The following is a 10,674-nucleotide window of genomic DNA, read 5'->3' on the forward strand; positions in this document are numbered from 1 at the left end:
TGGTCATGAGTGAACCGGCGTGCCGGGGGCAGGCGCCGATCACGCGTGCCGCCCCCACGGCGGAGGGAGATGACCATGAGCCCGGCCGTTCCCCGGGACCCCGAGACCCTCAAGCAACTCATCACCCGCGAAGTGACTCTCCTGCGTGCCGCCGCCGGCCGCTCGGCGGGCGCACGGCCGCGTCCCGCCACCCCGGCCGAGATCGCGGAGTCCGCGTCCCTCCTCGCCTGCTCCTGCGGTGCCGTCGCCCAGCGCAGCCACTCCTGCGCGGAGGGTAACGGGGACCACGACCCGTGGGCCTGCGTCTGCGCGACCCTCCCGGCCATCCCCGTCTCGGCGGCACTGCTGGCACCGGTCACCGACGACGACGGGATGACCGAGGACTTCGTCATCCGGGCCGGCAACCACATCCGCTCCGTCGAATGGCTCGACGCCCCCGACCGGCAGGTCGGCAAACGGCTCCGCGAGGTGCGGCCGGGTGTGGACGGCAGCGGGCTGCTGGACTCCCTCAAGGAGGTCCTGCACACCGGCCGTGCGCTGCGGAACTTCCCGGTGGACTACACCGAGCGCCGTCCGGACGGCCTGCACCGCACCAAACTCCTCTACGACGCCGCGTCCTGCTCCGGCCAGGTGATCGCGACCTGGCGCCCCGCCCACAACCCGGCCGAACTGATGTCGCTGGAGGCCCAGTACATCGCTTCCATGGGCTGGGCCCACTTCGACCTCCTCTCCGGCGAAACCACCTGGTCCGAGGGCTTGAGCACGATCTTCAGGACCGCTCCCGGCCGCCCCATGGGCCTGCTGGACCTGTACGACGCGGTGTTCCTGGAGGACGTACCGCGCTGGGGCCGGCTGCTGCGCGCCCTGCTGGACGGGGAGGAGCCTCCGGGCTCCGACATCCGGTTCAGCGTGTACGGCGACGTCCGTACGCTCCACGTCATCGGCCGGCCCGTCATCTCCACGGACGGCCTGGCATGGGCCCTGCACCTCATCGCACGCGACCTCACGCCCGTCATCCGCGGCAGGCAACGGCTCGCGGCCACCCGTCGGCAGAGCGAGCGGCTCCGCGAGGAGGCCGCCGCCGAACACCGTGTCGCCGCCGCGCTGCGCGAGGCGCTGCTCCCGACGCACTCCTCGGAGATCGCCCGGCTCGGATTCGCCGTGGCGGCCGCGTACCTGCCGGTCGAGGAGGACGCCGCGGTCGGCGGTGACTGGTACAAGTGCCGCGCGCTGCCCGACGGACGCATCCTCCTGGCCATCGGCGACGCCTGCGGTCACGGGCTCGGAGCCGTCGCGCGCATGGCGCAGCAGCGGCACGCCCTGGCCGGCCTGGCCCACACGCCGGGCAGCGACGCCGGCCAGCTGACCACCTGGCTCAACGAACTCGTGTGCGCCGACGCCTCGGCCGAGACGGCCACCACCGTCATCGGACACCTCGCCGCCGACCGCCGACTGGTGTGGGCCTGCGCCGGACACCCGGCGCCGCTCCTCCTGCACGACGGCGCGGCCACCGCACTGGACACCGGGCACCGGGGGCCGCTCCTGGGCGAGGCGTACGCGACGGCCGACGTACCGCTGGAGCCGGGCGACCTCCTGCTGCTGTACACGGACGGCCTGGTCGAGCGGCGCGGCGAGGACATCGAGACCGGCATCGACTCCCTGCGCGAACACGTCGCGGACTGCGTCGGCGGCGACGCCCGCCAGACCCTCGACGCGGTGGTCGCCCGGTACGCCGGCGACCGGCTGGAGGACGACACCTGCCTGGTGGTCGTCGAAGCCCTCTGACACCGCGCCCGCCCGGAACGGCGGCGGGCGGGGGCGGATCCGTCGCCGGGTCTGCCCGGACCGCCCCCGCCCCGTGCGCTACTTGACGAAGCGCCAGGTGACGTCGATCCTGCCCTTGTCGAGCGGGGCGAGGGCCTTGAACGCCCCGGGCGTGAGGTCGAGGCCGTGCCTGCCCGCGCCCGGCGCCTCGTCCAGGACCGTCGCCGTGATGGACTTCCCCTTGTACGTGATGACGACCTTCCGCCCGCACTGGCTCGACGGGTACCCGCCGCCGAACGTGCCGGAATCGAGCGCGACGGCGAGGTCACTCTCGTTGATCACCTTGCCGCACGCTCCCAGACCCGGCGAGTAGAAGGTCGCCCTGCCCTTGTACGTCACACTCGGCTCGCCTGGCTGCGCGGACGCCGTCGGGGTCTTGCCCGGCTTCGGGGGAATGGTGGTCCCGCCCGGCTGCGGCGTGCCCGACGGAGAGGTCGTCCTGCCGGGCTTCGGGGGCGGTGCCGTCGTCCCGCCCGCTTGCGGAGCGAGGACGGTGGCGGCCGGCTCGGCCGCCACGGTGGCGCCCGGCTTGGCGGCGACGGGGCGCCCTGGGCGGAGACGGTGGCCTCGGCGGTCTCCGAAGCGGAGGCGGTGGCGACGGTGATGGCGGCGCCGGAGCCGACGGCGAGCACGGCAACCGCGACGGCAGCCGTGGCGATTCTTGCTTTCATCGCTCTCTCTATCTCTGGATATCGCGTTCAGGGGCGAGCCCGCGGCAAAGCCGCGACGGTGCGCCAACGCGGACGGCCGCATACGGACAACGCCCTCGCCGACCACCGGAATCGGCCGGCGGTCACAGCCGGCCCAGGATCACGAATGCCGCTAACACGCCGCTAACGTCCGGCGGTCGCCCCGACAGCCGGCCGGCCGAGACCCGGGCTTGACGCACCTTGAGACGGTCTCCACGACACCCGAGCGCTACCGCCGGGCGGTGGTCCCGTGTCCGGCCCGGAGCTGGAGGCGCGACTGGGAGCCTCCCGGATGGCGGCCACTGCCTAAGGTCCGTCGAGGAAGGCGTCCAGGGCGGCCAGCAGCTGCGCGATGTCCTCTTCGGTGGTGTGCAGGTGAGGGCTGATACGGATCGCCGTGCCGCGCGGGCCGGTGAACACGTCCGCCTGCTCCAGGGCGTTCACCAGCCGCTTCTGAAGGCCGCCGGGGACGGTGACGCCGAGCATGTGCGGCCCGCGCGGATCACTGACGGGCAGCCCCCGCGTGCGGGCAGCGGCGGCGATGCGGTCGGTGATCGTCCCGAGGGTGGCCGCGACCCGCGGGACCGTCCACCGCGTCAGCTGTTCGAGGGCGGCCACGGCCATGGGAGTGAGCTCGAACGCCGTGCGCTGCCCCACGTCGAAGCGGCGCGCCCCGGGAGCGTACGTGCCGCGGTAGTCGATGAGCCGGGCGAAGTCCTCGGAGTCCTCGCGCAGGATCCAGTTCTCCTCCAGCGGCCGCCCCTCCTGCCACCGCGGAGCCACGTACAGGTAGCCGAGGCCGAAGGGGCCGAGCAGCCACTTGTAGCCGACCGTCACCAGGAAGTCGGGCCGCAGGGCACCCACGTCGAGCGGCATCGCCCCCGCGGACTGGCTCGCGTCGACCACCAGGGCCGCACCCGCCGCCCGTGCGGCCGCGGCGACCGCGTCCAGGTCCAGCAGCGCACCGTCGGTCCAGTGCACCTGGGGCACCGACACCACGGCCACCCGCTCGTCCACCGCGGCCAGGACGGCCTCCGTCCAGCTCTGGCCCCGCTCACGCCGGACGGTGAGCATACGAGCCCCCGTGGCCTCGGCGAACCGCCACCACGTGTAGATCCCGGACGGGTACTCGTCGGCGAGGACCAGGACGCGGCTCCCGGGGGCAGCGGTCAGGTTCGCCGCCGCGACCGCCATGCCGTAGCTGGTGGCGGGCACCAGCGCGACATCGTCCGCCGTGGCCCCGATCAGCCCCGCGAACAACTCCCTGCGCCGTTCCGCCCCGGTGAACCAGTCGGCGGCCTGGATCCGCCAGGGCTGCGCCCGCCACCCCAAGGCGGCACTGCCGGCCGCCAGGCCGGAGCGCAGGGTCGGCGCCAGACTGGCCGTGTTGAAGTAGGCGATGCCCTCCGGGACGTCGAACAGAGCACGGGCCGGGGACAGCGGCGCGGGGCCGGCGGACGCGTTCATGGAGGCCTTTCGGACCGGCAGGACGTCGACGCGCCCAAGCCTGCCCCACTGACCGGAAACGGCGTGGTCTCGGCTCGTCCGCCACGGACGCAATCCCACAGAAGCCGTACTCCGCCATATGGAACGCACGCTCGAAGTATCATCCCCGCAAGGTCCTTCGGCCGGTACTTCCCGATTTCCGCAGTGGCGTAGTCGGACGGAGGCATCCCTGTGGAGGACAGAGGGCGATGAGTGTGGCTGAGAGTTGGTCGCGTGTGATGAGTCTGCTTCGGGAGCACGCGCCGGCCGATCACGCGGATCTGCCCGGGCCCGCTACGGAGCAGATGCTCGCGGCAGCCGAGGAACGGATGGGGATCTCCCTGCATGGGGACCTGCGGACGTGGCTGTTGCAGAACAATCTGGATCTGCCGGAGGGAGATTTCGACGACGAAGTGCAATGTTGCGGTTTCGACGGGTTCCCCGACGAGGGGAGTTTCTTTCTGGGTATCCGGGCGATGGAGAGGCTCTACGCGAACCGTTCCACGTCCTGCGGATTCGACCCGCCGGACCAGCCGGACCACCCGTTCTGGCGTAACGAGTGGATCCCGTTCCTGTCGGACCAGGACGGCTGGACGGGAAAGTTCATCGACGCGAGGGACGGACGTATCGGCAGATGGTTCGTGGGTGAGCCCACGGTCACCGGCGAGTACGCGTCACTGGCTCACTACTTCGACTCCGTGGCCGAGATGCTGAAGAGGATCGGCGCGGGGGACATTCCGGTCTGTTCCGTTGCCGAAGGGCGACTTGTCTGGTCGTGAGAGGGTTCCCCACTGGTGACGGCCATGGCCCATCCGTCCTCCCCCTGGAAGGGCAATGAGGAAGCCGCTCCGGCTGTCGCCGACACGGACTCAATTCAATCTTCGACGTCCTCGCCTCCTGGCCCGGAAAACAGCGCCGAGGACATGTCCTCGCCAGGTAAGTCAAGACTTACCTTCACGGAAGGTTCACCGTAGGGTGTGGCCCGAACCGAAGGAGCCCACCTGTTGTCGAAGACAAATGCCCACGCCGCACGGGAAGTTGCATCGGAGCGGGAATATGTGTCCTCCTTGTACGAGCTGCTCGCCGAGCGCCTTTCCGAGGCACGCGCCACCCGGGCGAGTGTCCTGAAGGCCCCGGCGGACAGCGCCGGGGAGGCATACGAACGGGAAAACGCCGCCGAGCGTCTGGCCAAGGAAATCGGCAGGCTGGAAGGCGCCGATAAGGGACTGGTATTCGGGCGGATCGACCGGACCGACGGCACGGCCCTGCGCATCGGGCGGATCGGACTCCACACGGAGGAGGACGACCTGCCGCTGCTCGTCGACTGGCGCGCGAACGCCGCGCGGCCCTTCTACGAGGCGACCCCCGTCCACCCGATGGCCCTGCGCCGGCGCCGGCACCTGCGCCTCGAGGAGCGCACGGTCGTCTCGGTGAGCGACGAACTGCTCGACGGGACCGTCCCGACCGTCGAGGACGTGGTGGGGGACGGCCCGTTGACCGAGGCCCTGTCGGCACGGCGTACGGGCAGGATGCACGCCGCCGTCGCGACCCTGCAGGCCGAGCAGGACGAGATCGTCCGCTCCGCCCACCGCGGGGTGACCGTGGTGCAGGGCGGTCCCGGCACCGGCAAGACGGTGGTCGCCCTGCACCGGGCGGCGTACGTCCTGTACGCGTTCCCGCGTGCCGCCGAGGAGGGGGTCCTGGTGGTCGGCCCGAACTCCCGGTTCCTCGACTACATCTCCCAGGTCCTCCCCTCCCTCGGCGAGAACGACGTCGTCCTGACGACCTGCCGGGAACTCGCCGCAGTACCCGCGGACACGGTGGCGGAGACCGTCGAGACGGCGCGCCTCAAGGGCGGCTCCGACCTCGCCGACGCCCTGGCCGGCCTGCTGCGCGTCCACCAGGCCCCGGCCGGCGGCTTCACCGTGCGGGCCGGACGGCAACTGGTCCGCCTGACCGGCGAGGAGGTCGCCGCGGCACGCGACGCCGCCCTGGCGGCCGTACCGGGGCACAACCCCGCCCGCGAGGTGTTCACGGAGTTCCTGGTCGACGCCGTCGCCGACGCGATGCGGCGGGACATGGGCGACCTCCTGGAGCGCATCGACGCCGAAGCCGCCCTGATGACGGGCATGGACCTCGACCGCTTCACGGGAGCCGACCGGCGCCGCGCCGAAGGCGCCGCCGACCCGGGTCCGGCCCACGAACTGGACCTGGACGCCGTCCGAGCCGACCTCCTCGACGACCCCGGCGTCGACCGGGCGGTCGAGGCGCTGTGGCCGCGACTGGTACCCGGCGACCTCGTGAAGGCCCTCCTGACGGACCCGGACGCCCTCGCCGAGCACCTGCCACGGCTCACCGCCCACGAGCGGTCCCTCCTGCTGCGCCGCCCGGACGACCAGTGGACCGACGCCGACCTGCCGCTGCTGGACGAAGCGGCCGGCCTGGTCGACGGCCCACCCGAGCGGACGTACGGGCACGTGGTCGTCGACGAGGCACAGGAACTCACCGCCATGCAATGGCGGATGGTCGTCCGCCGCTGCCCAGCGCGGGCGATGACGCTGGTGGGCGACTTCGCCCAGGCCGGCCCGGTCGCGACGGCACGCGACTGGAAGGAAGCCCTGGGTCCCCACGTCGGACCGCGGTTCCGACTGCACCACCTGACCGTCAGCTACCGCACCACGCAGCAGATCCTGGAGAGCGTACGGGACCTGCTCACCCGGATCGCACCGGACCAGCAGCCCACACGGTCGCTGCGCACCGGCGAGACCCCCCGCACGACGGCCACCCCTCCCGACAGGCTGGTCACCACCGTCCTCCGGGAAATCCGCGCCCAGACCAGCGCCCACCCGGGAGAACTCCTCGCAGTGGTCTGCGCCGACACCAGGGTGGGGGAGCTGACGGCCCGGGGCATCGGCGACCTCGCACGCATCGTGCCGGCGTCCGAAGCACGCGGCCTGGAGTTCGACGGGGTCGTCGTCATGGACCCGGAGGAGATCACCGCCGCCCGCCCGGGCGGAGAGAGGGACCTGTACGTGGCCCTGACCCGCGCCACCAAGCGCCTCTGCACCATCACCGCCCGGTAGCCCGGCGACCCGGTCCGCGCAGCGCGTCGAACGGGTGTTCCACGCCGCGTCGGTCCGTACCCGTGAGCCCGGCACACGAAAGGCTGGCTCCATGCGCAAACTGATCTACGGCATGAACGTGACCCTGGACGGCTACATCGCCGCGCCCGGCGACGACATCGGCTGGAGCGTGCCGAGCGACGAGCTGTTCCGGTTCTGGTCCGACCAGTTGCAGGCGACCGAACTGTCGCTGTACGGCCGCAAGCTGTGGCAGACGATGAGCTCGTACTGGCCGGCCGCCGACCGGCAGCCTCACGCCACCCCGGCGGAGATCGAGTTCGCGCGCCGCTGGCAGGACATGTCGAAGGTGGTGTTCTCCTCGACGATCGACGACGTCGACTGGAACACCCGACTGTTCAGCGGTGACGCGGTCGCCGAGATCACCCGGCTCAAGGCCGGGGAAGGCGGCCCGATGGACATCGCCGGCGCGACACTCGCCGGGGCGGCCATGCGCGCCGGGCTGATCGACGAGTACGTGCTGGCCACCGCGCCGGTCCTGGTGGGCGGCGGCACGCCGTTCTTCACCGCGCTGGACAACTGGGTGAACCTGAAGCTGGTGGAGACGCGGACGCTTCCCTGCGGGGTGATCCTGACCAGGTACGAGACGAGGCGCTGACAGCGCCCCCGGGCTGAGGGCCGGCCCTTGAGCCGGCCCTCACGGGGATCAGTGCTCGCAGAGGGAGAACTCCCGCTCGTAGAGCTGCTCGTTGTGTTCGGCCACGAAGAACTTCCGTTCCTGCATCAGCTGTTCGCGGTACTCCACGGCCTGCTCGAGCGTCATCGTGGAAGTGGCGGCCCACGGCTGCTGCGGCGGGACGTCGGACGTCGAGACGATCGTCGTCGAGGGGTCCACGAGGAAGAACGCGAGGATCTTGCGGTGCCCCGGGCGGCTGGGGTCCGCGAGGCGGAACGAGCCGACGCGGTGCTGCAGGATGTTCGGGAACGCCAGGCAGCGCCCCGCCGGCGTCGCCGCCGATCCCAGCACCTGGTTGAGCGCTTCCTCGTTCTCCAGGCCGTAGACCTCGCGCACGCCCTCGTCGTCGTTCTGTTCGTAGTCCGGGTCGTCGAGCGCGGCGCGGAAGCTCAGGCTGCTCCCGGTGATGTTCTCGCTGTCCCAGTAGTAGATGCCGGTCGAGACGATCCGCTCGTTCAGCATTCCCTCGACGTGCCAGGAACCGCCCGCGTACTCGGGCTTCTCCGGGGTGAGATGAATGCCGGCGAGCTTGACGATGACCTGGAGGCGGCGCCCGCGCAGGTCGACCCGCGCGGCCTCGTCGGGCAGCGTCGGCGCAGTGAACTCCGGCGCGTCCGGGACGACCGGGCGGCGGGTCTCCCACCAGACGTCGTGGGCCTCCTCCCAGGCGCTGCGGGCGTCCGCGTAAGCGGCGTCGTCAGCGAAAGACGACCTGACCGGATACTCCGGCTCCGATTCGTACCACCCGTAGGGATCGGCCTCGATCCGCGGCGGCCGGGGGTGGCGCAGATCGGTGAGCACGTTCTCCCACAGCGGCCGCATGCGCGCGAAGAGCTCCGGCAGGACGGCCGCGAGCTCCTGATGGGCCTCGGGGTGGACGTTGTTGACGTACGAACGGAAGGCGACACGCCCCTCGTCGCTGACCTCGACATCCGTGGGCAGCCACTGGAACTTCTCCGAGAACTCGTGCTTCGAGTACTGGTTCGTAGGGTTGTGCCAAGCCTCCTCCGGGCCCCCGCTCACCCCCCGTACCAGGCAGAACAGCGAGGGGTGCACCAGATCCAGCACCTGCCCGTCCGAACCCGGATGCCAGTCCCGTTCCGCTTCGGGGACCTCCTCCAGGGGCCGGACCGCCTCGCGCAGCCGGGACCGGAGCCGTTCGTCGACCAGCGTGTCGGACTGCCACACCCCGTCGACGGCGGACACCTCGATGCCCGTCTGGCCGTCCCGCAGCCCGGCGTAGTGCCCGAGCTCGGCGAGCACGTACCGGACCTGAGCCTCGGTGAGCCCCTGGGCGAGCGCCTCCTGCCGCCACCGCGCCACGATGCCGGCATCGTGCATCTTGTCGAACCACCCGGGCTTCGCCCGGATGTGCGCGCTGCACTCCATCATCTCCAGCTCCCGTAGCGTCCGGGCTTTCGCGAAGGCTATGGAACGCGACGCTTCAAAGGGCAACGGAAAGGCAGACAGGCCGGTCAACTCTGATAATCCCAACATTCGGCGAGCGGTGCCGGAAGGATAGCCCAGCGCACCGACACGGCAGCCGGGCCGTCGTACTGCACCAACCCCGGCGCCGGCCCGGAGGAGGAGGGGGTGCCTGCGGCCGAGTACGGCCTGCAAGGACTATTTCCGGCCGGACGGGGGCAGACGCCGAGGGTGACCGCGAAGCCCGGGCCGGTTCCCACGCCCGACGGCCACCACGTGCTGATCGGCGGCCGTCGCTGGCGCGCCACCGATCCGGCCGTTCCCGATGACGCCGGTGCCCGGCTGCGGGCGCATCTGATGGCGGCACGCCGGGCCGTCGCGGCTGCCCGCCGTGCCGAGGACCCGCGGGCCGAGCGTGCGGCCCGGGACCGGGTGCACACGGCGAAGACGGCCCTCGGGGAACGCGGCGTGCCGTGGTGGGAGCAGAGTGCCGACGAACGGCGTGCCCGCTGGACGGACGGGCTGGCCGCGCTCGACGGACCGGGGCACCAGCCGTGACCGCACACCCGCCGCGCATCTGACGACCCCGATCCGCTGATCACCCCCCGACGCACCCGCGCCCTGACGTACTCGGCAGTCATTCGACGCGGAAACGATGCAAGTTGATCGCCCGGTGAGGGCCCGGTGACGCTTGGCCTCATCGCGTCCCCCGGATTCCGGAGGCTCCCTTCCCCCGGGGCGGCCCCCCTCGCACCGGCGGACGCGCCCGGGGCGAGCCGAGGAGGCGGCATGACTGCATCACCCGCAGGCGGCGCGACCGCCGCCGGACCGGCATCCTGCGGCGACGGAACCCGCCCGGAGGACCCGGATCCGGACGCCGAGATCATCGGCCTGCTCCTCCAGGGCGACGAGCGGTGGCTCGCGCTGGCGCACCACCGCTGGAGCCGCCTCGTACACGCCCACGCCGCCCGCGTCCTGGGCGACCCGCGGGAGGCGGAGGACGTCACCCAGCACGTCTTCGTCGCGGCGTGGCAGGGCCGTCACGGGTTCCGGCCGGGCCGCGGCACACTGCCGGCGTGGCTGATGGGCATCGCCCGGCACAAGACCGCGGACGCCCTCGGCGCGCGGACCAGGCGCCTGGACCTCGTGGCCGCCGCCGGCCGGCACGGCGGCGACGGGGAGAGCGCCGGAGGCGTCGAGCAGGTGCTCGACCGGATCGTGGTCACCAGGGAACTCGCCCTGCTCCCACCGCTCCAGCGCGACGTCCTGGCCCTCGCCTACTTCGCCGACCTCAGCCAGGCGCAGATCGCCGACCGCACCGGGATGCCGCTGGGCACCGTCAAGAGCCACACCCGGCGGGGCCTGCACAGCCTCCGCCTGCGCGTGGCCTCGGGCGCCGTGGAGACCGCCGGCTGAAAACCCGCCCATCCGGCAG

Annotated in this window: 9 protein-coding genes; 6 read left to right on the plus strand and 3 right to left on the minus strand. The window is 72.0% G+C overall.

Features of this window, described 5'->3' with window-relative positions; genetic code table 11:
- The first annotated feature begins 75 nt into the window (after positions 1–75).
- Positions 76–1,785: a PP2C family protein-serine/threonine phosphatase gene (locus ABD973_RS33660; RefSeq protein ID WP_345504086.1), complete on the plus strand. Its 1,710-nt coding sequence runs from the start codon at positions 76–78 to the stop codon at positions 1,783–1,785.
- A gap of 78 nt (positions 1,786–1,863) precedes the next feature.
- Here the strand turns inward: ABD973_RS33660 and ABD973_RS34865 are convergent, their stop codons facing one another.
- Positions 1,864–2,106 (minus strand): RlpA-like double-psi beta-barrel domain-containing protein, encoded by a 243-nt coding sequence (locus tag ABD973_RS34865; protein ID WP_386382269.1) that lies wholly within the window; start codon positions 2,104–2,106, stop codon positions 1,864–1,866.
- A 713-nt stretch (positions 2,107–2,819) separates the two neighbouring features.
- Entirely contained in the window at positions 2,820–3,980 is a 1,161-nt protein-coding gene (locus ABD973_RS33670) for an aminotransferase class V-fold PLP-dependent enzyme (protein ID WP_125819672.1), read from the minus strand.
- Positions 3,981–4,207: 227 nt separating this feature from the next.
- Here ABD973_RS33670 and ABD973_RS33675 point away from each other — a divergent pair, with 227 nt between their 5' ends.
- The 3 genes from ABD973_RS33675 (at position 4,208) to ABD973_RS33685 (ending at position 7,736) form a co-directional block, all read left to right on the plus strand.
- Positions 4,208–4,777, plus strand: coding sequence for an SMI1/KNR4 family protein (locus ABD973_RS33675; protein ID WP_345504090.1), 570 nt, complete (start codon positions 4,208–4,210; stop codon positions 4,775–4,777).
- A 279-nt stretch (positions 4,778–5,056) separates the two neighbouring features.
- Positions 5,057–7,081 carry a HelD family protein gene (locus tag ABD973_RS33680; RefSeq protein WP_345504092.1) on the plus strand — a complete coding sequence of 675 codons (2,025 nt, stop codon included), beginning with the start codon at positions 5,057–5,059 and terminating at the stop codon, positions 7,079–7,081.
- Between the two features lie 91 nt (positions 7,082–7,172).
- Entirely contained in the window at positions 7,173–7,736 is a 564-nt protein-coding gene (locus ABD973_RS33685) for a dihydrofolate reductase family protein (RefSeq protein ID WP_345504094.1), read from the plus strand.
- 48 nt (positions 7,737–7,784) lie between these two features.
- Here ABD973_RS33685 and ABD973_RS33690 read toward each other — a convergent pair whose 3' ends face one another.
- A complete protein-coding gene (locus ABD973_RS33690; RefSeq protein ID WP_345504096.1) occupies positions 7,785–9,293 on the minus strand; it encodes a DUF4246 domain-containing protein in 1,509 nt (502 codons plus the stop codon).
- Between the two features lie 177 nt (positions 9,294–9,470).
- Here ABD973_RS33690 and ABD973_RS33695 point away from each other — a divergent pair, with 177 nt between their 5' ends.
- Both ABD973_RS33695 and ABD973_RS33700 read left to right on the plus strand, forming a co-directional pair.
- Positions 9,471–9,797: a hypothetical protein gene (locus tag ABD973_RS33695; protein WP_125819668.1), complete on the plus strand. Its 327-nt coding sequence runs from the start codon at positions 9,471–9,473 to the stop codon at positions 9,795–9,797.
- 231 nt (positions 9,798–10,028) lie between these two features.
- Positions 10,029–10,655: a sigma-70 family RNA polymerase sigma factor gene (locus ABD973_RS33700; protein ID WP_125819667.1), complete on the plus strand. Its 627-nt coding sequence runs from the start codon at positions 10,029–10,031 to the stop codon at positions 10,653–10,655.
- Positions 10,656–10,674: the final 19 nt, after the last annotated feature.

The organism is Streptomyces racemochromogenes, from assembly GCF_039535215.1.
GTDB lineage: Bacteria > Actinomycetota > Actinomycetes > Streptomycetales > Streptomycetaceae > Streptomyces > Streptomyces racemochromogenes.

Coding starts and splice junctions, on each gene's coding strand:
- ABD973_RS33685 (WP_345504094.1), top strand. CDS start 7,173: ATGCGCAAACTGATCTACGGCATGAACGTGACCCTGGACGGCTACATC.
- ABD973_RS33700 (WP_125819667.1), top strand. CDS start 10,029: ATGACTGCATCACCCGCAGGCGGCGCGACCGCCGCCGGACCGGCATCC.
- ABD973_RS33660 (WP_345504086.1), top strand. CDS start 76: ATGAGCCCGGCCGTTCCCCGGGACCCCGAGACCCTCAAGCAACTCATC.
- ABD973_RS33670 (WP_125819672.1), bottom strand. CDS start 3,980: ATGAACGCGTCCGCCGGCCCCGCGCCGCTGTCCCCGGCCCGTGCTCTG.
- ABD973_RS33675 (WP_345504090.1), top strand. CDS start 4,208: ATGAGTGTGGCTGAGAGTTGGTCGCGTGTGATGAGTCTGCTTCGGGAG.